The sequence below is a fragment of the Paraburkholderia sp. RL17-380-BIE-A genome, assembly GCF_046028085.1.
Lineage (GTDB): Bacteria > Pseudomonadota > Gammaproteobacteria > Burkholderiales > Burkholderiaceae > Paraburkholderia.
In genome coordinates this window covers 274223-296225 of sequence record NZ_JARESQ010000002.1, presented here as the reverse complement: position 1 = coordinate 296225, position 22003 = coordinate 274223, and the positions used below count along the sequence as shown (strand labels likewise).

20 protein-coding genes are annotated in these 22003 nt (G+C 62.4%); 6 read left to right on the top strand and 14 right to left on the bottom strand.

Annotated features, from left to right (window positions below):
* Nucleotides 1-2 precede the first annotated feature (2 nt).
* From shc to P0D68_RS04075, 6 genes are all read right to left on the bottom strand, one after another.
* Entirely contained in the window at nucleotides 3-2033 is a 2031-nt protein-coding gene (shc, locus tag P0D68_RS04100) for a squalene--hopene cyclase (RefSeq protein ID WP_408294707.1), read from the bottom strand.
* Nucleotides 2030-3298, bottom strand: coding sequence for a hydroxysqualene dehydroxylase HpnE (gene hpnE / locus P0D68_RS04095; RefSeq protein ID WP_408294704.1), 1269 nt, complete (start codon nucleotides 3296-3298; stop codon nucleotides 2030-2032). The genes shc and hpnE overlap by 4 nt, the downstream gene beginning before the upstream one ends.
* Nucleotides 3299-3302: 4 nt before the next feature.
* Complete coding sequence (hpnD, locus tag P0D68_RS04090) at nucleotides 3303-4151, bottom strand: presqualene diphosphate synthase HpnD (protein WP_091805376.1); 849 nt, start codon at nucleotides 4149-4151, stop codon at nucleotides 3303-3305.
* A 264-nt stretch (nucleotides 4152-4415) separates the two neighbouring features.
* On the bottom strand, nucleotides 4416-5354 hold the full coding sequence (locus tag P0D68_RS04085) for a sensor domain-containing diguanylate cyclase (protein ID WP_091805372.1): 939 nt from the start codon (nucleotides 5352-5354) through the stop codon (nucleotides 4416-4418).
* Complete coding sequence (locus tag P0D68_RS04080; RefSeq protein WP_091805369.1) at nucleotides 5351-5974, bottom strand: chemotaxis protein CheC; 624 nt, start codon at nucleotides 5972-5974, stop codon at nucleotides 5351-5353. Before P0D68_RS04080 ends, P0D68_RS04085 begins: the two co-directional genes overlap by 4 nt.
* Entirely contained in the window at nucleotides 5967-6335 is a 369-nt protein-coding gene (locus P0D68_RS04075; protein WP_408187339.1) for a response regulator, read from the bottom strand. The genes P0D68_RS04080 and P0D68_RS04075 overlap by 8 nt, the downstream gene beginning before the upstream one ends.
* A gap of 708 nt (nucleotides 6336-7043) precedes the next feature.
* Between P0D68_RS04075 and P0D68_RS04070 the strand changes: the two genes are divergently transcribed.
* Complete coding sequence (locus tag P0D68_RS04070) at nucleotides 7044-9335, top strand: hybrid sensor histidine kinase/response regulator family protein (RefSeq protein ID WP_408294699.1); 2292 nt, start codon at nucleotides 7044-7046, stop codon at nucleotides 9333-9335.
* Between the two features lie 226 nt (nucleotides 9336-9561).
* A complete protein-coding gene (locus P0D68_RS04065) occupies nucleotides 9562-10572 on the top strand; it encodes a hypothetical protein (protein WP_408294696.1) in 1011 nt (336 codons plus the stop codon).
* Nucleotides 10573-10669: 97 nt separating this feature from the next.
* Here the strand turns inward: P0D68_RS04065 and P0D68_RS04060 are convergent, their stop codons facing one another.
* Nucleotides 10670-11224 (bottom strand): NADPH-dependent FMN reductase, encoded by a 555-nt coding sequence (locus tag P0D68_RS04060; protein WP_091805361.1) that lies wholly within the window; start codon nucleotides 11222-11224, stop codon nucleotides 10670-10672.
* 366 nt (nucleotides 11225-11590) lie between these two features.
* Here P0D68_RS04060 and P0D68_RS04055 point away from each other — a divergent pair, with 366 nt between their 5' ends.
* Nucleotides 11591-11797, top strand: a complete 207-nt coding sequence (locus tag P0D68_RS04055) for a hypothetical protein (RefSeq protein WP_091805358.1) — start codon at nucleotides 11591-11593, stop codon at nucleotides 11795-11797.
* A 168-nt stretch (nucleotides 11798-11965) separates the two neighbouring features.
* On the opposite strand, the gene P0D68_RS04050 is transcribed toward P0D68_RS04055, so the two are convergent.
* The 5 genes from P0D68_RS04050 to P0D68_RS04030 all read right to left on the bottom strand — a co-directional run bounded on the left by P0D68_RS04050 (nucleotide 11966) and on the right by P0D68_RS04030 (nucleotide 15218).
* Nucleotides 11966-12235, bottom strand: coding sequence for a DUF6723 family protein (locus P0D68_RS04050; protein WP_286162148.1), 270 nt, complete (start codon nucleotides 12233-12235; stop codon nucleotides 11966-11968).
* 11 nt (nucleotides 12236-12246) lie between these two features.
* Nucleotides 12247-12531, bottom strand: a complete 285-nt coding sequence (locus P0D68_RS04045) for a hypothetical protein (RefSeq protein ID WP_091805353.1) — start codon at nucleotides 12529-12531, stop codon at nucleotides 12247-12249.
* Between the two features lie 451 nt (nucleotides 12532-12982).
* Complete coding sequence (locus P0D68_RS04040) at nucleotides 12983-13114, bottom strand: hypothetical protein (RefSeq protein WP_408187342.1); 132 nt, start codon at nucleotides 13112-13114, stop codon at nucleotides 12983-12985.
* Nucleotides 13115-13416: 302 nt separating this feature from the next.
* The gene (locus P0D68_RS04035) at nucleotides 13417-13707 is read right to left on the bottom strand and encodes a DUF1272 domain-containing protein (RefSeq protein WP_408294690.1); all 291 of its coding nucleotides are present in this window, start codon (nucleotides 13705-13707) and stop codon (nucleotides 13417-13419) included.
* A 134-nt stretch (nucleotides 13708-13841) separates the two neighbouring features.
* Nucleotides 13842-15218, bottom strand: coding sequence for a GntT/GntP/DsdX family permease (locus tag P0D68_RS04030; protein WP_408294687.1), 1377 nt, complete (start codon nucleotides 15216-15218; stop codon nucleotides 13842-13844).
* Between the two features lie 229 nt (nucleotides 15219-15447).
* Here P0D68_RS04030 and P0D68_RS04025 point away from each other — a divergent pair, with 229 nt between their 5' ends.
* Complete coding sequence (locus P0D68_RS04025) at nucleotides 15448-16434, top strand: sulfonate ABC transporter substrate-binding protein (RefSeq protein WP_408294684.1); 987 nt, start codon at nucleotides 15448-15450, stop codon at nucleotides 16432-16434.
* Between the two features lie 36 nt (nucleotides 16435-16470).
* Here P0D68_RS04025 and arsC read toward each other — a convergent pair whose 3' ends face one another.
* Complete coding sequence (arsC, locus tag P0D68_RS04020) at nucleotides 16471-16830, bottom strand: arsenate reductase (glutaredoxin) (RefSeq protein WP_091805341.1); 360 nt, start codon at nucleotides 16828-16830, stop codon at nucleotides 16471-16473.
* Nucleotides 16831-18003: 1173 nt separating this feature from the next.
* On the opposite strand from arsC, the gene parA reads away from it, so the two are divergent.
* On the top strand, nucleotides 18004-18666 hold the full coding sequence (parA, locus tag P0D68_RS04015; RefSeq protein ID WP_007178644.1) for a ParA family partition ATPase: 663 nt from the start codon (nucleotides 18004-18006) through the stop codon (nucleotides 18664-18666).
* Nucleotides 18667-18691: 25 nt separating this feature from the next.
* Nucleotides 18692-19750, top strand: a complete 1059-nt coding sequence (locus P0D68_RS04010; protein WP_408294679.1) for a ParB/RepB/Spo0J family partition protein — start codon at nucleotides 18692-18694, stop codon at nucleotides 19748-19750.
* A gap of 57 nt (nucleotides 19751-19807) precedes the next feature.
* On the opposite strand, the gene P0D68_RS04005 is transcribed toward P0D68_RS04010, so the two are convergent.
* On the bottom strand, nucleotides 19808-21157 hold the full coding sequence (locus tag P0D68_RS04005) for a replication initiation protein (protein WP_091805329.1): 1350 nt from the start codon (nucleotides 21155-21157) through the stop codon (nucleotides 19808-19810).
* Between the last annotated feature and the right edge of the window lie 846 nt (nucleotides 21158-22003).

The following is a 22003-nucleotide window of genomic DNA, read 5'->3' as shown; positions in this document are numbered from 1 at the left end:
CGTTACATCCCGACCGCGACGCGCGTGAGACCGTTGCGCTTCAGATGACGGAAGCGCGCCAGCGCCCACAACGGGAAGAACTTACGGTAGCCGTGGTAACGCAGATAAAAGACGCGCGGGAAACCGGTCGCGGTGAAACGCGTTTCGTCCCACAAGCCATGCTCGCGCTGTTCTCGCTGCAAATACGCGACGCCGCGCGCCACCGCTTCGTGATTGACCTCGCCTGCCGCCATCAAGCCCATGAGAGCCCACGCGGTTTGCGAAGCCGTGCTCGGCGCACGCTCGTAGCCGTGGTAGTCGAGCTTGTAGCTCTCACCGCCCTCGCCCCAGCCGCCGTCTTCGTTCTGGATCGACAGGAGCCATTGCGCGGCGCGCTTCATACGCGGGTCGTCGTGCGGCAGACCGGCTGCGTTCAGCGAACACAGCGCGGTCCACGTCCCGTAGATGTAGTTCAGACCCCAGCGGCCATACCAGCTGCCGTCCGATTCCTGTTCCTTCAACATGTAGGCGAACGCGCGCTGCGCCGGCTCGCTGCCTTGCGGCAATTCGCCGAGTTGAGCGAGCATCGACAGACAGCGGCCGGAAACGTCCGCGGTGGGCGGATCGAGCAAGGCGCCGTGATCGGAGAACGGAATGTTGTTCAGGTAGTACTGCGTGTTTTCCGGCTCGAACGCACCCCAGCCGCCGTCGCTGCTCTGCATGCCGACCACCCATTCGCGCGCCCGCGCGATGGCTTCGCGATCGACGCCGGATTGCGTAATCCCCGCCGAGCGATGCATCGCCATGACGACCACCGCCGTGTCGTCGACGTCCGGGTAATAGTCGTTGTTGTACTGGAATGCCCAACCGCCCGGCCGCACATTCGGGCGACGCGAAATCCAGTCGCCGCGCACGTCGAGAATCTGCAGCGGACGCAGCCACGCGAGCCCGCGCTCGGCGGCCTGCTCGGCATGCGCCTCGCCAGTTTCGAGCAGCGCGTGCGCCACGAGCGAGGTGTCCCAGACCGGCGACAGACACGGCTGGCAATATGCTTCGTCATCCTTGATGACGAGCAGCTTGTCGATCGATTGGCGAGCAATCGCGCGATTCGGGTGATCGGCGGGATAACCGAGCACGTCGTACATCATCACCGAGTTCGCCATGGCCGGGAAAATCGCGCCGAGCCCGTCTTCGCCGTTCAGGCGTTCATCGACGAAGGCCACCGCCTGGCGCACCGCGCGCTCGCGCGTGGTTTTCGGGAACAGGCCGTCGACCGCGCGCAGCAGCACGTCCACGCCGCTGAAGAAGCGGAACCAGCCGGCATGCTGATGCGGCGCCCGATCGCGCGGGCCGGTGTTGACCGGCGCGCCGCGGAACAACTCGTCGATGCGCACGCGGCGCGGGTTGCGCGCGACCGGCCGCTTCGCGTTGAGCACGAGCAGCGGCACGATCACGGTACGCGCCCAGTACGACACCTTCGACAGATGGAACGGGAACCACACGGGCAGCAGCATGATCTCCACGGGCATCATCGGCACGGCGCGCCACGACACCACGCCGAACAGCGCGAGCAGAATCCGCGTGAAGACGTTCACGGCTTCGGCGCCGCCATGAGCGAGAATCGCATCGCGTGCGCGGACCATGTGCTCGGCGTCCGCCGGGTCGCCGATCATCTTCAGTGCGAAGTACGCCTTGACGCTCGCGCTGATGTCGAGCGCGCCGTCGGTAAAGAGCGGCCAGCCGCCGTCGGCCAGCTGGATGCGGCGCAGATAGCGCCCGATCTTCTGCTCCAGCTCCACGTTCGGCGTTTCGCCGAGATAGTGGACCAACAACACGTATTCGGCGGGAATCGTCGCGTCGGCTTCGAGTTCGTAGACCCAGTGGCCGTCCGGCTTTTGCGCGGCGAGAATCGCGTCAGTTGCGCGCGTGATGGCGGCGTCGAGCGAGGCAGCGGGCGCTTCGCCCGCAACGGCCGGCGCGGGCGCGTTCGGCGCCGCGTCGGCGACTTCGGACAGGACGGCGTCCAGCGGCTGGGTTTGGGATAAATCGTTCATCGGCGTTCCATCGGTTCATTCAGCAACGTATCCGCGGCCTTCTGGCCGGAGCGGATCGCGCCTTCAATCGTCGCGGGCAGGCCGGTGGCCGTCCAGTCGCCCGCGAGCATCAGGTTGTTCCAGCGAGTGCGCGTGCCGGGCCGCAGCGTTTCCTGATCCGGCAGCGCGGCGAATGTCGCGCGTTTTTCCACGACCACTTGCCAGGCCGGCATTGGTGCGGCTGGCAAATTGGCCGCCTGAGCCACTTCGGCCCAGACGGTGGCCGCGAGTGCTTCGTGCGGCGTATCGAGCAGTTGCTCGGCGCCGTTGACGGTCACCGACAGGCGGCCGTCGAAAGCGAACAGCCATTCGGCCGTGCCGTTGAGCAGCCCGGTGACCAGCGGCAAACCAAACGGCGGATCGATCGCGAAATGCACGTTGACGCTCGCCGCAAAGCGCGTCGGCGCGCGCAAACCGGGTACGAGCGCGCGCGCGGTCTCCGGCGGCACCGCGAGAATCACCGCGTGCTTCGCTTCGAGCGCGATGCTTTCGCCGGCGAACTTCAGCGCTTGTACGCGGCGGTTGTCGGCGGCGAAAACCACTTCTTCCAGACGCGAGCCCAGCCGGATTGCCGCGCCGCCATGCTGCAGCAGCCGCAACGCCGGATCCACGAACGCGCTGCCGAGACCGTTGCGCGCGACCAGCGGCCGGCACGCAAGGCCACCGGCCATCACGGTCTGCCGCACCATGGCGCCGGTCAGTTCCGCCGACGCTTCGCGTGGCTCGACGTTCAGCATGGCGTGAAACAGCGGGCGCAGCAGGCGATCCCACAACGGGCCGCTGCAACGCATGGTCTGCGCGACGCTGCGCCCGGGCTTGGCGAACAGCAGCGGCACGAGCGTCAGGTAGTCACCCGGCCCGGTGTTCGGCACGCGCGCGTTCGCGTCGAAGATCCACCACGGCAAGCGTCCCGGCGAGAGGCGCACGGTCCAGCGCGCCCGCGTGGCCAGATCCACGAACGGAAACTCGGGCTGCGCCGGGCCGGCCAGTTCGTCGGCGGCGCCGATCGCCCGCGTGTAGTTGAGCGTCGCGACGTTGCCCGACAGGACCATGTGATTGCCGCTGTCGAGCGTCGCGCCTAGCTTGGAGTCGTAATACGTCCGGCAACGGCCGCCCGCCTGGGCAGCCGCTTCATGCAGCACGACGTGCGCGCCGCGCCGCTGCAGCTGCACTGCGGCGGCGAGGCCGGCAAGGCCTGCGCCGACCACATGTACGAGCTTTTGCATCAGCTCAGAAGAGCGCGTAACGCGCGACGATCCACAGCATGCGGAGCTTCGGCTTGCGGACCTTCGTGCGCGGAATGTCGAAGCCTCGCTCGAGGGTCCGTTCAAGCAGCACGCGATACACGCCCGACATGATGCGCGGCGCGCGCACCTGGTTGCGCGGCTCGCGGTCCATGATCGCGTCGGACGCGGCAAAGTGTTGCTTGGCCCGCTCGGCGAGCGTCGCGCACACGCGCGGCAGCGACGGATCGTCGGCGATCTGCGTGGGGTTCGTCACCGCAATGCCTTCGCGCGCCAGCAATTCGTGCGGCAGATAGCAGCGGTTGATGCCGGCGTCTTCGTCGATATCGCGCAGGATGTTGGTGAGCTGAAGTGCGCGGCCCAGATGGTGCGCAAGCACTCGGCCCGGCTCTTCGTCCATCCCGAATATCCTCACCGATAGACGGCCCGCCGCACTCGCGACGCGGTCGCAATAGAGGTCGAGCGTGGCTTCATCGGGCGCGCAGATGTCGGCGGCGGCGTCCATCGCCATGCCGTCGATCATGGCGTGAAAATCTTCGCGTTGCAGATGAAACGTATGAATGTGCCGCGTCAGCGCGCGCAACGAAGCACGTGGCGCGCCGGCATAGCACGCGTCGATATCGGCACGCCAGCGCTCGAGCGCGGCAGCGCGCTCGGCGCGCGGCATGTCGCTGTCGGCGATATCGTCGACAGCGCGGCAGAAAGCGTAGACCTGATACATCGCGTCGCGCTGTGCGGCCGGCAGGATGCGCATGGCGAGATAGAACGAGCTGCCGGACGTGGCGGCAGCGGCGTCGATTTCTGTATCGTCCACGACAAGATTGGAAACAGCCAAGACGATCTCCGCTGGAGGCGCCCGCTGAAAGGCGTTCAAGAAGTTTATGCCGGCCCGCAAGGCAGGCGGCACGCGCGCGCGGACACGCGCGAAACACCCGGCTGGGAGGCCGGAAACGGCGAAAAGTATATCAATCTTTGTAAGAGGCCGCAGTGCCGCCAGCGAATACAGGGTCGGAAGCGGGCCTGAAGCCGGCAAGGCGGCGCGCCCGGCGACCTACCGTGGCGCGCCTCTGGCGAGGCGGAATAGCTCCGCCGTGCGGCGTCAGACGAAGGCCACCGACCGATTGCGCCCTTGCCGCTTGGCGCTGTAGAGCGCCGCGTCGGCTTCGTTGATGAGCACGTCGTACGAAGGCACGCCCGCACGCGCCGACGCGCCGCCGACGCTCGCCGTCACCGGCACGCTCGTGCCCTGCACTTCGACCGGCGTGTCGGCGATCGTGCAGCGGATCTTTTCCGCCACGCGCATCGCGTCGTCGAGCGGCGTGCACGGCAGCAGCAAGGCGAACTCCTCGCCGCCGAAGCGCCCGAAGGTGTCCTGCGCGCGCACCACCTCGGCGACGCGTTGCGCCATCACGCGCAACACCGTGTCGCCGACGCCGTGGCCGAACTGGTCGTTGATCTTCTTGAAGTGGTCGAGATCGAACAGCAGCACCGACATATCGCCGCCGTAGCGCTGCCAGCGCGTGTATTCGTCGCGCAGGCGCGTTTCGAAGAACCGACGGTTGGCGATCCCCGTCAGGCCGTCGCGGTCGGCATATTCCTGCAGCTTCGCGACCGCTTCTTCGCGTTCGCGCTGCACGATGCTCACGTGCGTCACGTCGCTAATGGTCACGCACACGGCCACCACTTCGCGCTCGCGCATGAGCGGCATGAACGTGCAGTCCTGCTGCATGAAATCGACGCCCCCGGTGATTGGCCGGTCGTGGTCGAACTTGAAGAGATACGGGCGTTGCTCCCACGAGCTGAACGCAAAGCTGCCGAGCTGAAAGACGCTTTCGATCTTGCGCGCCAACCACACGCGCGGCAATTCCGGAAAATGCGTGAACAGCGATTTGCCGACCACCTGTTCCGGCAATAGTCCGCTGTGATCCTGCATGAAGCGGTTCCACATGAGCACGTTCATGTCGCGATCCAGCACGAAAATGCCGAACCCGACACGTTCGACCACCAGATCGCTCAACGAGTCCACGGGCACATTCATAGGCTCGACAGCAGCGCGTCGAGCGCTCCGTTCATGTGGCGAATGGATTCTTCGGCCATCAGCATCACGAGGTGGGCGCGAAAGCTCTGGTCCTCGAGCGCGAAGTTCACTTCGACCAGCAACGCGACTTCCCACTGCAGCACGCCCGGCTGGAAGACCGCGTCGAGCGTCATGGCTTCGCCGAGCAGGCCCGGCGCGGAGAACACCGGCGTGCGGCCGAGCTGGTCGAGAATGCACGACACGCATGCGCCGGTCAGCACATTCGCGACGTCGAACACCAGTTCTTTCTGGCTCACCGCCTCGTAGGCCGAGCGCGAGTACGGATCGCTGACGAGCGAACAGAGTTGCTCGATGCTGTCGCTGCGGCAGATCACCAACGCCTCGCCCTTGATGTCGGAGCGAAAGCCCTGGCGCACCGCGCTCACGGTATCCTCGATCCCGGTCATCTCCCGCATCGCCTGCGCCGCTTCGCCGACCGCCACCACCTTCACGCGCGGCACCGACAATTCGATGAACGCATCGAGCAGTCGGGCAAGACGTGTCGCGGCTTGGCCCATCGCCAGATTGGCGACCTCTTGCAGCGCGTCGCGCTGATCTTCGGTGAGGACTGGCTCAGACATACAACCCGTACTCCTTGAGGATAGGTAGTACCGCCTGGGGCGTCACGGGCTTGGCGATGAACGCGGCCGCGCCGAGCGCGCGCACGCGCTGCTGGGCCACCGGTTGAACATCGGCGGAGACGACGATGACGAAGGTGTTCAGATCCTCATGCTGCAATGCTTCAAGCACCTGATAACCGGTCATGTCCGGCATGGTCAGGTCGAGGAACATCACCGACGCTTTGCCTTGGCGATACAGATCGAGCGCTTCGCGCCCGTTCGATGCGTAAGACACGTCGACCTCCCAATCCGGCGGCAATGCCTTGGTGAGCACTTTGCGGGCAAGCAACGAATCATCGGCGATCACAATAGGCAAAGGCATGGGCGGGTCGGAAAGCGGAATTAGCTCTCTCGCGTTAACGGCGAAGCGAGGCGAGTTCTTTAGCGTGACGTCTGTTGGCTAGCGGCACAGTGCGCTGAGGCTTGCTGAAGTGCGGAATGCGGGCGAACGGGTGGTGCGCCCGGCGAGGCGTAATGGACAGAACCGGTGGGCACGCATGAAAGCGTACGCGCACGGTGGACAACGGCGATGACCGGCATGTTCGAAGCCTACCCCGTAGATGAATCTGCGCGGCCTGCGTGGATGGGCTGGTCTTTGCCGCGCGCGTGACTCCGCGAACGCCTTCCGCCACGCGTGGTACGCATGGTGCGGCTGGGTGCCCCGCGGCAGATGCGTCCGAACGTAGCGGACGCATTTTTATCATGGTGCCGATTCTCGAAGTAAAACCGCGGAAAAGCAACTCGCCAATTTCACTTTCATTAAAGAGATTTTCCCATGAAATACTATTCTTGAAAATATATGTGTAGATTCTGACCGAACTCGATCGTTTTATCCTTTTGTGTACGTTTGCGCTTCTTGTTTCCTCGCTGTTTCAAAAATCAGACGATTGAGTCGTGGCTCGATGCGAAGGACGCCGACCCCGAAGCGGCCCATCCGCCGCGGTAACTTCTACCGCCGCACCGAGTCTATGCTTCTCGTATGATGCCGACTCCCGGCCTCCGCGTTCCGAAAGACCTTCGTACAATCGACATGACACAAGACCGGTTCGACCCATCATCCGCGAGCCGCCTTCCCCCGGGACGGCAGGATGGGGCGTTATTCCCCGCCGTGCCGGAGCAGAACTTCCAGGTGCGGCGCATTACGCTGATCGCACTGCTGATCGCGGCGATCGTGCTGCCATGTCTGTATGTGGCGGCCATGGCAATCAGCGATCTGCGCACGCGCGAGGCCGAAGCCACCGACATGACCCTGCGCACGGTGCGCGTCGCGGAAGAACACGCGCTGAAAGTGTTCGACATGAATGAGACGCTCAACTCGCGCATCGTCGATCTGACCAGCGGCCTGGACGACAACGGCATTCGCGCCCGCGAAGCGGCTATTCACGAGAAATTGCGCGTGATGGGCGGCGGCTATCCGCAGGTGGCCGCCGTGTCGATTTTCGGGCGCGATGGCGCCTTGCTCGTCAGCAGCCGCTATCTTCCGTCGCCGGCCGTATCGATTGGCGAGCGCGAGGATTTCAAGGGCATTCGCGACGGTAAAAGCCTCGAACATGTCTCAAAGGTCATGACCGGGCATGTCGCCGGCGAACAGGTGTTCAACATGGGCGTCGAACGAACCGGCGCGGACGGCTCATTCGACGGCGTGGTCTCCGTCGCGCTGCGGCCTAGCTATTTCGACGCGTTCTACCGCGAATTGCTCGGCGGCAACGGCAGCGGCAACGGCACGGCGATGACCATGAGCCTCGTGCGCGTGGATGGCGCGATGCTCGCGCACTATCCACGCGCGCCGCGCGAACCTTCCGCCATGGCGTCGCAAACGCCTTTAGCCGAAGCCCTCGCGCAAGGACGGCGCGCAGGCGTCGTACGCATGTACTCGAACGTCGACGGCGAAAATCTGATTCTGGCGTTCCGTCACGTTGGTTCGTATCCCGTGTACGTGGTGTGCGGCTATCGTGCTTCGGCGATCTGGGCCGCGTGGTACCGGCACCTCGGCGTGCTCATCCTGTCGATGTTCACGCCCTCCATCGCTCTATGGTGCGTGATCTGGTTGTCGCTGCGCCGGCTCGGCGCCGAGGAGCAAGCGTGGGAGCGCTGGCAGGCCGAAGCGTCGATGCGCCGCTCGATCGAGTCGACGTATCGTCAGTCGCGCAAGATGGAAGCACTCGGCACCCTGGTCGGCAGCGTCGCGCACGATTTCAACAACCTGCTGATGATCCTCTCGGCCAACGTGCAGATTGCACGGCGACGCGGCGCCACCGGACTCGACCGCGAATTGTCGGCGATGGAACGGGCGCTCAAGAGCGGTCAGTCGCTTACCCGTCAATTGCTCGGCGTAGCGCGCAAGCAGCCGTTGAGCAACGAGACCCTGTCACTCGAACGCTGGCTGCCGGCGTGCCGCGAGTTGCTGCGCGCGTCGCTCGGCGCGAAGGTATCGTTGGTTATCGATATCGGTGTCGAAATCTGGCCCATGTGCGTCGACGTCGCGGAACTGGAACTCGCACTCATCAACATTGCCGTGAACGCGCGCGACGCCATGCCGAGCGGCGGACGCTTCACGGTGCGAGCCACCAATATCCATTTCCGTCCCGCCGATGGCTTTCCGCTCACCGGCGACTTCGTGCAGTTGTCGCTCGAAGACACCGGGGCGGGGATGGCGCCTGAGGTACTCGCGCGCGCCTTTGAGCCGCTTTTCACGACCAAGCCGAACGGCATGGGCACGGGCCTCGGCTTACCGCAGGTTTTCGCGTTCTGCGAGCGTTCCGGCGGCCTCGCCGCGATCGACAGCGCTGTCGGCGCCGGCACTTCGGTGCGGCTCTATCTGCCTCGCGCCACGGCGGAACCGGATTCCGAGGTGCCACCTGAAGCCAGCGCGGAGGTCAGCGGCACACCTCAGGGCCTGCGCATTTTGCTGGTCGAGGACAACGAGGAAGTGGCCGCGGGCACCGAAGCCCTGCTGCAGATGATGGGCCATCAGGTCACGTGCGTCTTCAACGCCGACACCGCACTACGCCTGTTCGACGATGCCCACGCACGGCGAGCACGCACGGGCGAACCGCTGCCGTTCGATCTGGTGTTATCCGACATCCATATGCCGGGCACCATGAACGGCATTGATCTGGCCGAGGCAGTACTCGCATTCGACACCAAACTGCCCGTTATTCTGGTCACCGGCTATGCGGAGGAGCTCGATCGCGCGCGCCACGTCAACGTGCGGGTGCTCTCCAAGCCTTTCGATATTGGTTTACTGGAAAAACTCCTGCAAGGCATCCAGCACGATCTGACGCAAACGGGCGCCGATCCGGCAGCGCATCCGGCGCAGTAAGGCTCGCGCTGGCGGGCAATCGACCAGATTTGACCTTTACCTGATGTTGTAAAAGCGCGGCAGCGGATGTCGCGCTTTTTTGCGTGGCCGACCGCGTGCGAGCAGGCCGCAAAGGGCGCGCGGGTCCGTCGCCTGGACCCGGCATGATCGTTGCGGCGTAACGAGGCAAGGAGGGCGGTGCGTTTGCGCGTCGTCCGTTCCGCCTCACCACGTCGGGAGACAAGCCATGCAACACACAGTGATTGGTTTATTCGACACCTATTCTCAAGCGGAAGCCGCCCGCGACACGCTTGTCCAGACCGGCTTTGCACGCGAAACCATCGAGTTGCAGGCGAATCCGGAACCCTCCGTCGGCTCCGCAACCGACGAAGTCGCTGGTTCGGGCGTGCTGGCGAATATCGAGCGCTTTCTGTCGAGCCTGTTCGCCAGCGGGCCACGCGCACCGGAGACCGCGCGCTACGCCGAGGCTGTGCGCCGCGGCGCGGTGCTGGTATGCGTCAACGCGGCAAGCGAAGCGCATGCGGATCTGGCTCGCAATACGTTCGCGAGACTGGGCGCGGCCGACATCGGCGAACGCGCGCCGGATTGGGAGACGCAGACGGAATCCGGGCGCGAGCATTCTGTCCTCGATGAACTCGGCATCGGCGCGATGACGCCGGGCACGCCGCGTACACCGAATGTGTCGACCCCAGCCGCGGGAATGGCCGACCGGCCTGCCACAACGGCCGATCCCCTGTACACCGTGCCGCCAGGCAGCACAGACGCGGAACCGTTCGTGCCTCCGCCGCTCGGCGAGCGGCCGTTGATCGATCCGGTCAACGAGCCGGTCAGGGATCCGTTGGTCGGCGACGTGGGGCGTAGCGCGGTTGCCGCTGGGTCGATGCCGGGTTCCGGCGCGGTCATGCAACCGTCTGAAGTCGTCTCGGAAGCGGGCCAACCGACCGCGGGATTAGGCGGTCAGATGCCGAACGAATATCTGGAGTATGAGGAAGATTTTCGCGCGCACTATGACGAGCAGTACGCGACCGAAAACGCCCGTTATGAAGACTACGTGCCCGCCTATCGCTACGGCGCGGAAATCGGCAGAGACGCGCGTTTTCGCGACCAGCCGTGGGACGACGTGGAGCCCGAAGCACGACGCCATTGGGAAACGACGTCGCCGGACAGCACGTGGGAGCGCTTCAAGATGGCCGTGCGTCATGGTTGGGAGCGGGTGACGGGGCATCACCACGTGTAAACGTGGCAGCGCACGTGGCGGCAATGCGGTGCGCTGACCGCATTGCCGCCGTGTTCAGTATGATCCGATCGCTTCGATCATCAGCATCGTGATCGCGTCACGCTGCCGCGTGCAGCTTGACCCACGCAACGTAGCGGTCGACGAAAGTTTGCAAGAATTTGCGCGTGCCGTCGTTCAGGATCTCGCCTTTTTCGTTGATGACAGCGGGGTCGTGCTTGATGAACACCTCGGGCTGGCCAAGCGTCGCGACATCGAGATACGCCAGCACATTGCGCAAATGCTGTTGCGCCAGCGCGGAGCCCGTCGCGCCAACCGACGTGCCGATCACCGCGCCCGGTTTATTGCCCCAGGAATTGGTGCCCCACGGACGCGACCCCCAATCGAGCGCGTTTTTCAGCACGCCTGGGATGGACCGGTTGTACTCGGGAGTGACGAATAGCAGGCCGTTGGCGGCTTCCACGCGCTGCTTCAACTGCTTGCCGGCTTCGGGATAGTCGGCGTCGTAGTCCTGGCTGTAGAGAGGCAACGAGCCGATGTCGATGAATTCAAAGGTGAAGTCGGATGGCGCGAGCGAAATCACCGCCTGCGCCAACTGCCGGTTGAACGATTCGCGGCGCAAGCTGCCGACGACGACTGCAATGTGATAGGCCATGATTCGCTTCCTTCTGGTGTGGTGCCCGTGGGCGCAAAGGGTACGAGTTGTCCATCATAGGCAAAAGCGGGGTGGGCCGCGACGGCGGACGCCAAAATGCTTGTCCACGGCTATTGGGGACGGTACAACCGCGTTTTTGCCGGTGGATAACCCTAGGCCACGAAAAGTTATCCACAGATTCACTGAATAACCTTGTGGATAAGTGGTACTTTTGCCTTGTCAATCAAGCGCGCTTTCGGTCTAGGAATTTTTGAGGCAAACGGCTGTTTGCGGTCGTCGCGCGAGTCTGAAACGCGCAATGTCCGGCACAAATGACCGGTAACGCACGCGGCAGATGAGCGAATTTACTTTTTGGAGGGTCGAGCCATGAGTCTGAATTACGCAGGAAAGTCGCACGACGAAGCGGTAGCTGCTCGCAAGAAAGTAAAGCAGAAGGCACAGGAACAGCCGGGCGGCGAGATGGCCGTCGAGGGTACGGAAGCGGACGCCCTTCACAGCAGCGGTGAATTGTCCGAACGCGGCAAGGAAGTATGGCGGCGCGGTAGCGGGATGGACGGCGGGGGGAAGATCTAATCGCCTCAAGCCGCTGATCAGCGGTCGCCACGCGTGGCGCCGGGGCCGATGGCTCTGCCGGCTCGCTTTGCGCCGCAAATTGCCGTCGCAGAGAAATGGCGCGTCAGCGCAGTTGCAAAGCTGTAGTCAGCGCGACGTTTTAATACGGATCGACGGGGTGAAACGCAATCACTCCGGCACCGCGATGTCGCCATCCACCAATTGCCAGCCGTAAGTCTCGGCAAACAACTGTGCCGCGTCGGCGTCGTCGAAAAAAGGCATGTCAGCGTGCCCCTGAAATGGGTAGATCACCCGCTCGTCGCTCAAGCGGATCACTTTCAGCGTCGGCACCGTACCGCTCGAGGTACGGCGCGACGACGCCGTCACCTGATAGTTCGTGCGGCCATTGAGGGCCGGAAGAATCGCGCGCTGCGCGCGCCTGGAAATCTGACTTGCCATTGGCGCGCGCATCAGAGGCCGGCGATCGACTGACCGGCAACCATGCCGTCAATGACCTGCTCCGCGTAACTGGCCGACGCAATGCGCGCATCGCCTGCCGCGCCGAACGGCGAACGGCTCGGCACGCGGAACACGCGACTGCTAGTCATCGTGTCGTCGGTGCCGCGTCGGCAGATTCGTACGGCGGCGTCGAAGCCGGAGTCGTAGTGGCGGGCGCCATCGAGACCGCTAGGCTGATGCGCATAGACCAGCGGATAAATCTCAAGACCTCGGTAACTTCTGATCGTATTGCTCATGGTGCTCGTCTCCGGTGAAGGCTTTCGTCGAACGGGGCGTCTGCCGGGCGCAAGGCCCCGCAGATCGCGGCAGATCCACGAAACGTGATATTGATCGACGATGCACGCGAAAAACGACCGTTTCAGTCAGGCCGGGTTGACGACACCGTGGAGCTATGTAGGAGGAAGGGGACCCCGTTCGGATCGGGGCGCTCTGATGCGAGGCGTTTGCGACAGGGACTGCGCGGTACGCGCAGGAGAACTGCAAGCTGTTGACCTACTGTAACACGTTAGTAGGGTGAGCGTTACACGCATTTGCGCGCCGGGCCCAAGTGTTGCTTCGGAGTGCCGTGTATTGTTTGCTGGTGCTGCTGCTGGTGCTGTTACACGCTATATGGGTCCGGAGATATCCAGACGAACAAAGGGCGCCACTGCGGGCGCCCTTTCTCGCGTGCTACGGGGTTTCGACCGATCAGTTGCCGAAAAACACGTTGCAATACGAAGCCGGACCGTTGCACTGCGCCGGGGCGGCAGCGTGCGCTGCGCCGGAAGCGGCAGCAAACAGGGCAACGGAAGCGATCAGGACGGAAAAAATGCGTTTCATGGTACGACTCCTCTTCAGCGTTTGGTTCGCGATCAAGTGCGATCGATGGAGTGAAGAATATCGATTCAGCGTCCGCTGACAAACAGCGAAGACAGGAAGACAATTTCTTGAATAATGAAATAATCCGGAAGAATTTCGTGGTGAGTTCCACGGAAAGGTGCGCTTAGCCCGTTCGTAATCGGGCGCAGACGCCGTCGAGGAGACCGTCGGTACGGTGAAGCGCGAGAGCTGAAGCGTGGGTCGAGCGGGCGAGCGGCGGATCGCGGTTTGGGCACGGCGGGCGCGCGAGCGCGCCGCGTCGTCTAGCGCTCGCTGGGTGGTGTGTCCCGATAACGATCGAAGAAACGCGCGTGCGACGCTTCATCGATGGAAATGGGATGCGGGGTCGTACCGGCCGGATGCTTTTCGAGTTGAGCCCGGGTGCGAATCGGCCGACGCTGGAAATTGCCGCCGCAATTCGGGCACACGTTACGCAGCCAGGTGAGCGCGCACACCTCGCAGAAGGTGCACTCGTAGGTACAGATCATGGCGTCGGATGCATGTGGCGGCAGTGACTTGCCGCATCCTTCGCAGGACGGTCTCAGTTCAAGCATGGTGGCTCCGCGTTTTCAGAGAAGTGAGGTGCGTTATGGCACCTCGCCTGCCGGCCAGTGTAAGCGGCGCCGGCAACCCGCAATGGACAGCCGGGCGTCAATTCCTGCCAATGCCGCGAAAGCCAGTTCCACCGTTACGTGAGCACCGTCCATAACGCAAACGTGAGCACAAGCCCGACGACGGACACGATCGTCTGCAATACCGACCAGACCAGAACGGTCTGCTTCAATTGCAAGCCGAAGTATTCGCGGACCATCCAGAAACCGGCATCATTCACGTGGCAGAAGAACACCGAGCGCGCGCCGATCGCGAGCGCCATCAGCGAATTGTGCGTCGTGCTTAGACCTGCGACTACCGGCGCCACGATACCCGCCGTCGTGGTGGTGGCTACCGTCGCCGAGCCCGTCGCCTGACGCAGCGCGACGGCGATGAGCCAGGCCAGCAGAATCAGTGGCATGTGCGCGCCGACCGCGATCTTGCCGATTGTCGTGCTGATACCGGCTACCACCAGCGCCTGCTTGAGCCCGCCGCCGGCACCGATGGTCAGCAGCAGCGCGGCAATCGGCGGCAAGCTCTTGCGCAGAATGCCGCCGACCCGGTCGCGCGCCATGCCCCGCGAGCAACCTAGCGCCACCACGGCGAACAGCACGGTGAGGCCGAGCGCGACCAACGGCTCACCCAGGAAATTCAGCGTGTTGAACAGGAACGTCTCGGGTTGAAGCAGCAGCTTGGCGACCGTGCGGCCCAACATCAACACGACCGGCAACAGGATCGTGATGAGTGAGATCGCGAAACTCGGCGGCTCACCGGTGTCTTGCCTGGCGCTGAAGAGCTTGCCCATTTCTTCCGGCTCGGCGACGTGCATCCGCTTGGATAACCAGATGCCATAGAGCGGACCCGCGAGAATCACTGCGGGAATCGCGACGATCAGGCCAAGACCGAGCGTCAGGCCGAGGTCCGCATGCAGCGCGCTCACCGCGATCAGCGGACCCGGATGCGGCGGCAGCAGCGCATGCAGCGTGGTCATGCCGGCCAGCGCCGGAATCGCGATACGCAGGATCGGCTGCTGCGAACGGCGCGCCATGACGAAGATGATCGGCACCATCATGACGAGGCCGACTTCGAAGAAAAGCGGTAAGCCGATGATCAGCGCGACGAGCGCCATCATCCACGGCAGCGTACGCGGCGTGGAGTGCTTGAGAATGGTTGAGACGAGACGGTCGGCGGCGCCGGATTCGGCCATGAGCGCTCCGAGCATGGCGCCGAGCGCAATGATGATGCCGACGTCGCCGAGCAACGCGCCGGCGCCTTTACTGAACGCGCTGGCGACGGCCTCGAGCGGCAGGCCGGCGGAAAAGCCTGCCGCGAACGTACCGACCAGGATCGACAGAAACGGCGCGAGCTTCAGCACGCTGATGAAAACGATGATCAGCGCCAGCCCGAGCGCGCAAGAGAGGATCAATTGGGTGTCGTGGGATGACCACGGCGCGAGTGTTGTTGTCAGATGCACAGTGTCCCTTTTGGTCGAGAGAGTGACGCAGCCGCAGTTGCGCGCGGATGCCGAATTGTAGCGACGGGCGGTGTTTCAACGCAGGAAGGCGGCGAGATCGAGGTCCTGCAAACTTCGTTCGCTCGCGTGATTTGCTTATGCGAATTTATCGGTTCGTCCAGGCTTGCAGACGAATTATTGTCGGAGCCAACCGGTCCGTTTCGCGTCCGTCTTCATAACGAGCATCTTTATGTCACGTCATCCACTGCTCACGCGCCGCGCGTTTATCGCTGGTGTGGGCGCTTCGCTGGCCGCCGCCACGCTGCCCGTCGTCTCCCCATCCGTCTTTGCCGCCGATGCGCACGCCAAAGAATTCCGCATCGGCTATCAGAAAGCCGCCAATACGCTGGTATTGCTGAAGTCGCACGGCACGCTCGAAAAGCGTCTCGCGCCGCTCGGCATCACTGTCAAATGGACCGAGTTTCCTGCGGGGCCGCAGTTGCTCGAAGGACTGAATGTCGGCGCCATCGACTTCGGCTATGTCGGCGAGGCGCCGCCGGTGTTCGCACAGGCCGCCGGCGCGAACTTCGTCTACGTCGCCTATGAAATTCCGACGCCGCACGCCGAAGGCATCCTGGTGCATCAGGATGCGCCGATCAAAACGTTGGCCGATCTGAAGGGCAAGAAGATCGCCTTCAACAAGGGCTCGGATGTTCACTGGTTTCTGGTTGCGGCCCTGCAGAAAAACGGCGTGAAGTACAGCGACATTCAGCCGGTCACCCTGGCGCCCGCCGATGCCCGCGCGGCCTTCGAGCGCGGCGCGATCGATGCCTGGGCGATCTGGGATCCATTCCTCGAAGCGGCAGAGCGCCAGTCGAATGCGCGCTTGCTTGCGGATGGCGAGGGGATCGTGAGCCATCATCAGTTCTTCCTGAGCGCACGGTCGTTTGCGCAACAGAACGGCGATGTGCTCGCGATCACGATGGACGAAGTCGGTAAAGAGGGGGGCTGGGTGCGGGGCCATTACAGCGAGGCCGCCGCACAGCTCGCGCCGATTCAAGGGCTCGACGCCGGCGTGATCGAAGCGGGCTTGCGGCACTACGCGCACATCTACAAACCCGTCGATGCGAGCGTGCTCGCGGAGCAACAACATATCGCTGACACGTTCAGCGAATTGCACATCATCCCGACGAAGATCGTGACCAAGGATGCCACCTTGCCTGCTAGCAAGGTATAGACAGCCGGCGTCCGCTTGCTCGCTCTTTTAGGCCATTCAGGCGAATAGTGCGGCGACGTTTTCGGGCGGGCGGCCGATCACGGCGCGCCCGTTTCGCACGACAATTGGCCGTTGCAGAAGAATGGGATGGTTCGCCAATGCTTCGTATAACTGAGTGTCGGTCAGCGAGACGTCGGAGAGGCGGAGTTCTTTGTACTCGGCTTCGGTGTCGCGGATCATGTCACGGACTGCGCAGCCTAGTTGCGCGTTGAGTTGCTTGAGCTGTTCAACATTAAGGGGATGCTTGAGGTATTCGACGATTTCCGTTGCTTCGTTTGCCTTGTTGTAGGTGGTGGTAATGAGCTCGCACGCGGCGCGCGATTTTGAGCAGCGAGGGTTGTGATAGATCGTGATCATGGGTTGGCTGGGGTAGTGGTGGCCGTCGGTCTCGCGTGCGTGGAGGCGATGGCCGGGTGGGTCGGTTGTTGGGTAAGGATTTTAGCGGGTGGGGAGATGCGCTGCCGCTAAGCATTCGTATTGGCGGGCTCGGCGGGTTGTTGGAGGCCTCTGATCGGCAGGAGCAGGAGGCTTTGTTCATCTCGCGAGCGAGGGGTGATGAGAATGCTCGGCTAGGCTTTTATGTTGAGAATGTTATTTTTTGGGTTCGAGTCCAAAGCGAGTTTTTGACGCGGGCGGAATGGCGCCTAGCGCGCTGGACCGAGCTAGGTTTTTAGCGCATGGGCTACTTTTGCATGGGCCCAATCTCGTGAGCTCGCACAGAGTCGTGCACACTTGAACACCATATAGACTGGCCTCTTTCATTCGCAAATGTCATGGGCACACGGCCTATACCACGACGCCGTCGAATTCTGAGTGGGCGATTTTGTTTTTAGTGGTTGGAGTTTTCGATTTATGCGCATAAAGCGCGTGTACCGGTGTTTCGAAACCATCTCTCTCGCGTCGTAGATCGATCTTTGCAGGCATGGCGCTGTTGAGCCTTCTGCAGGCGAGGCCAGGCTCTCGGCTCTCGGCTCTCGGCTCTCGGCTCTCGGCTACCGGCTACCGGCTACCGGCTACCGGCTACCGGCTGTATGCGCGAGGTCCGGAACTTCGATCGCCGTGCTGACACTTCAAAGCGTAGACACCACTCGCGCGCGCGAGTCGCCATCGGCACAGCTGCCCTGCGGCCACTTTATGCGCATAAATTTTTTTGGCCGGCATACGCGGACCTATCTGTGCGCTCACAACCAACCCAAGTCGCCCGACCATCGATGCACGCGTCGAGCAACCGCAACTCTGCGGCCACTGCCTTGCGCCGAGTTCGCTAAACGGCAAGAGCACCTCCAAGCGCGAAGTGGCTATTAGACCTAGGCCACCGCCCGTCGTTATGACCCAGCGGTATCCGCCGTGCACGCGTAGCGCCCGCAAGCATCCCGTCACTTCGGCAACGTCTGCATCGCTACGCCGCTCCTCCTTTATGCGCATAAACCTATCCCAAACGGCTAATCCTTATCGCGTTTACACAAAAACGATTGAAATACAAAATCATCCAGGTAAAATCCATCTGCGTCTAAAAAGAGGAGGTGAAGATTGGCAGCAGAAATCATCGCGGTAACTCAGCAGAAGGGTGGGGTCGGGAAGAGCACTATCGCGATGCACTTGGGCGCTGCGTTTCATGAGAAGGGCAAACGCGTTCTTGTCGTCGACGCAGACGGCCAAAACACATTGATCCACTGGGCCAGTGCATCATCCGACGGCGATACCGGCATCCCCTTTCCCGTCGTCAATCTCTCCGAAGCCGGGAGCCAGATTCATCGCGAAATCAAGAAGTTCGTGGCTGACTACGACATCATCGTCGTCGATTGCCCACCTTCTATCACTGAGAAAGTCTCCGGTGTGGTTCTGCTCGCCGCGAGCGTTGCCGTGATTCCGACATCGTCATCGCCTGCAGACTATTGGTCGAGTATTGGACTGGTGAAGCTCGTCCAGCAAGCGCAGCTCATGAATGAAGACCTGCGTGCCGTATTCCTCCTCAACAAGACCGAAGAAAAGCGGATGCTGACGCGCGAACTAAAGCGTGCGTTAGAAGAACTTGGGTTTCCGTTGCTCAAGACACAGATTCCGACTCGCGAGGCCTATAAGCAGGCCATGGCTTTAGGGCAGACAGTGCTTCAGATGAACGATCGCGGCGCCAAGCTTGCCGCCATTGAAGTACGGGCGTGCGCGAATGAGATCGCCGCTTTGCTCCCGTAAAATTTATGCGCATAAAGGACCCTGAATGAAACCCTCCCAATTCGCCAAAGGCTTTCAAGCACGTCCTGATTCGACCAGCAGCGAAAAGCGAACCGCGCTCGATCGGCTGAATGCAATCGACGGTCTGGTTAAGAATGACCCCAGGAATAGCGAAGCAGCGGCGCGCATCGGCGCGCCCGTTGCGCCGTCGCAGAGCGTTGCCGAAGTCGACGCCGTCGATGTTGCCAATGAATCCGCAGCCTACCGCGCATGGCGGATTGAGCACGGCTACCGGCCGGGACAGATCATCGAGCTGGCGCTCAAAACGATCAAGCCTAGCCCGTTCAATCCGCGGCATTTCTATCTGAAGTCGTCGATTGCCGAACTCGCTGTCAACCTGGCAAAGCAGGGGCAGCAGCAGGCAATCCACGTCATTCCGGATTACGACAATCCCGGCACCTATTTCGTCAGCGATGGCGGACGGCGGGTGCGCGCATTGAAGGAAGCGAACAAGGAATCGGTGAAGGCGACCGTCATCGATCTGCCCATTGGTATCCAGAGCTACAAGCTCGGCTACGACCTCAACGTCCAACGCGATTCGCAGACCGTGTTCGACAATGCGGTTGTATGGAGGCGCTTTCTCGACGATCGGCATTTTCAAAGTCAGAAGGAACTCGCCGAACACCTCGGGTTGGACGAATCGACGGTGGCCGTCGCCTTGTCGATCTCCAAATTGCCCGAGGTCGTCATGCATGAGATGGTCGCGCGACCGGACCGCTTCGGCTCGAACATGGCCTATCAGGTGGGTCGTTACCATGCAGCTCGTGGAGCCGACGCAACCCTGCGTCTGATCAACAAGATCCTCTCGGACGATCTGAGCACGCGGCAAGTCGCTGACATCGTCAAAGGAAGAGCCAGCGCACAGGAAAGCACTAAACCGGCAGGCCGCCAACGCTACGCGCAACGTCTGGAAATCAAACTCGACGGTGTATCGGTCGGTGATCTCAAATCGTACGGGGATGATCGAATCGAACTGCGCTTGAAAGGGCTCACGCGCGAGAAGCGTGACGACATCCTTCGCCAGATTGAGAAGATGCTGAAGTAAGAAGGGCTGATACAGAGGTGGGGTGGGGCGACATCGACAGCCCCACACTCCGCTCGATTACGCCGCGCGCGATTGGCTCAGCGTGAAGGCTAGCAAGTCCCCGTCGGTAGGTTCACCCCAAGTCTTGCGAGCCAGCCAATCGAAGAATGCCGTCTCGACAATCTTCGAATCCAACCCGCGACGGCGCCAGTCGTCGCGCATATGGGTGCCGAGTCCCGGCAACTCATCTTCCTCAAACGACTGCCGCGCGATCTCCCGCTCGGACTCACCTTGCTCGTCGTACAGCTCGCGCGCTTCCTTGCGGCGATATGCCGAATACTCGCCAAGCAGTCGGGCCTTGAGGTCGTCGGCCGGCGCGGCCACCGCGGCCTTGCCCGCGCTACCGGACGGCAGCGCTTCGACCGGCGGCGCATAACCCTTCTTCAATGCGTCCTTGAACAGCGCCGGCGCGCTGCGCACCGGCGGCAACGACGTGCTGCGCATGCGTTGCTCGGTCATCTGAAGCGCGGCGCGAATGCGATTTTCTTCGCTATCGGCGTACAGCGTTTGCGCCTCTTTCAGCGGGATGCCGATCTTCACCATACGGTCGACCAGCGTGCTGTCGAACACGTTCGGATGTTCGTCGAGTGCGAGCATGGGTTGCTTGCGCTCGGTCACGCGAAACTGGATTTCGGCGACGCGGCGTCCTTCGCGATGTTCGATCAGTTCGACGAAAATATTGGTGACGGCGTTGACCTCGGCAATAGCCGGGCGCAGGTAATCACGCTTGAAGTACTTGTACTCGCGCTTCGCCTCATCTCCCGCTTCCGTGTCTGGCGTGCCGGAGAGGATAGGGCGCCACCATTCCCACGTCTCGCGCATCGTCAGGTGACTCGGGTTGGTCAGGTAGCGCACGCAAATCTCGTAAAGCGCGAGACCCGCGCTACTACGAAGTTGACTCTGGAACTGGAGACTCAGACGCGCGTACTGAACCGGATCGAGCAGCTTCTTCTTGATCTTCGGCGCAAACGAGAATTCCACCCAGACGCGACGGGTGGTGGGATCTTCGAGAATTTCAGCGTCGGCGATCAGCGTGGAAATACCCCATTTCCGACCCGGCTTCTGACTGGACGTGCCGGTGCTCCATTCGACCTGCACCGAAACCATACGCCGCAAGTGCTCCTTGACGAGCGCTGTGTCGTTGGAATCAAACGCCGAGTTCGCGACGATGTCGGACAGCAAAGCCCGATAGGTGTCGCCCGATTCGTCTGCTTGCTGGGCCACGGCGAGGAGCACGTTGAACAGCTTGCGGGTGAGGAGCGTGATTTTGCCGCTCTTGGGCTGAATCGCGATCGCCTCGACGGCTTTGCGCAATTCGGCCGAACTCGGGCTGACTACATCGGTCTTCTTGGCGCGCTTCGTGGCCATGCGTCTGGTCGAGGAGGGATTTGGCGAGAGCATACCGGCTGCGGTGATACCCGTCTATAGCGTAGGTCTCACCGTTCGCGGTGAAGTGAGTTTACGAGGTGCGACTCACCTCCAGCAACTCCCGAAAACCCTCACCTCAGCTATTTCGCGCCAGGTTCGGGGCATCCTTGCAGGTCGCGGACTTGGCAATTTCGGGCCATTTGTGCGCCGCGGACGAACGCATGCGATTCCCTCCCGAATCTTCTCACCTCAAAAATTTTCGCGAATTTCGATGCGTGGCGCGCTCGCGGACCGGGTGCAATCTCGCACCGCTCAAACTGATGAACAAGACTCGACCATCGTTGGCAGCAGGGGAGGGGAGCGCCGGCGCAAAACGTGTGAAGCCCGCAAGCGAAGCGTTGAATCGGCGTCACTTGGGCTAGCCCGTACGCCAGGACGTGCACCGCGCAACAACAGGCGTCAGACCGGCTACAAGCCTCCCGCCGCCCTAATACGGCCCCGCCCACTAGCCTCTGGCGTCCACGCGACGCAATCCCCGGTCGAGAGAGGCCCCGCACAGCCAACGCAAGCACGGCACTGGATCGCCTAGTCGGGACACCGGCGCAATTGCCTTTCGCGCATCGCTACAACTACCACTTGTGCACGCCTTATTGGCGGTACCTAACCAGAGCGCCCAATTCGACGGGTTCGCTCGATCGTCTCAAATCCCCCCGAAAAAGCTCACCTTAACGCTGGTGGAGCGCTTGGAACGACGCGGCTTCCAGAGGTGAGGGGCCCCCAAACCATCGAAAAACCGTCCCGAAAAGCCTCACCTCAGAGGCATCCGGAGGGATCATCCCACCTGCA

What these genes read in the sequence shown, in the direction of transcription:
- shc (WP_408294707.1), bottom strand. Translation starts at nt 2,033, where the DNA reads ATGAACGATTTATCCCAAACCCAGCCGCTGGACGCCGTCCTGTCCGAA.
- hpnE (WP_408294704.1), bottom strand. Translation starts at nt 3,298, where the DNA reads ATGCAAAAGCTCGTACATGTGGTCGGCGCAGGCCTTGCCGGCCTCGCC.
- P0D68_RS04085 (WP_091805372.1), bottom strand. Translation starts at nt 5,354, where the DNA reads ATGAATGTGCCCGTGGACTCGTTGAGCGATCTGGTGGTCGAACGTGTC.
- P0D68_RS04080 (WP_091805369.1), bottom strand. Translation starts at nt 5,974, where the DNA reads ATGTCTGAGCCAGTCCTCACCGAAGATCAGCGCGACGCGCTGCAAGAG.
- P0D68_RS04075 (WP_408187339.1), bottom strand. Translation starts at nt 6,335, where the DNA reads ATGCCTTTGCCTATTGTGATCGCCGATGATTCGTTGCTTGCCCGCAAA.
- P0D68_RS04070 (WP_408294699.1), top strand. Translation starts at nt 7,044, where the DNA reads ATGACACAAGACCGGTTCGACCCATCATCCGCGAGCCGCCTTCCCCCG.
- P0D68_RS04065 (WP_408294696.1), top strand. Translation starts at nt 9,562, where the DNA reads ATGCAACACACAGTGATTGGTTTATTCGACACCTATTCTCAAGCGGAA.
- P0D68_RS04060 (WP_091805361.1), bottom strand. Translation starts at nt 11,224, where the DNA reads ATGGCCTATCACATTGCAGTCGTCGTCGGCAGCTTGCGCCGCGAATCG.
- P0D68_RS04055 (WP_091805358.1), top strand. Translation starts at nt 11,591, where the DNA reads ATGAGTCTGAATTACGCAGGAAAGTCGCACGACGAAGCGGTAGCTGCT.
- P0D68_RS04050 (WP_286162148.1), bottom strand. Translation starts at nt 12,235, where the DNA reads ATGGCAAGTCAGATTTCCAGGCGCGCGCAGCGCGCGATTCTTCCGGCC.
- P0D68_RS04045 (WP_091805353.1), bottom strand. Translation starts at nt 12,531, where the DNA reads ATGAGCAATACGATCAGAAGTTACCGAGGTCTTGAGATTTATCCGCTG.
- P0D68_RS04040 (WP_408187342.1), bottom strand. Translation starts at nt 13,114, where the DNA reads ATGAAACGCATTTTTTCCGTCCTGATCGCTTCCGTTGCCCTGTTTGCT.
- P0D68_RS04035 (WP_408294690.1), bottom strand. Translation starts at nt 13,707, where the DNA reads ATGCTTGAACTGAGACCGTCCTGCGAAGGATGCGGCAAGTCACTGCCG.
- P0D68_RS04025 (WP_408294684.1), top strand. Translation starts at nt 15,448, where the DNA reads ATGTCACGTCATCCACTGCTCACGCGCCGCGCGTTTATCGCTGGTGTG.
- arsC (WP_091805341.1), bottom strand. Translation starts at nt 16,830, where the DNA reads ATGATCACGATCTATCACAACCCTCGCTGCTCAAAATCGCGCGCCGCG.
- P0D68_RS04010 (WP_408294679.1), top strand. Translation starts at nt 18,692, where the DNA reads ATGAAACCCTCCCAATTCGCCAAAGGCTTTCAAGCACGTCCTGATTCG.
- P0D68_RS04005 (WP_091805329.1), bottom strand. Translation starts at nt 21,157, where the DNA reads ATGGCCACGAAGCGCGCCAAGAAGACCGATGTAGTCAGCCCGAGTTCG.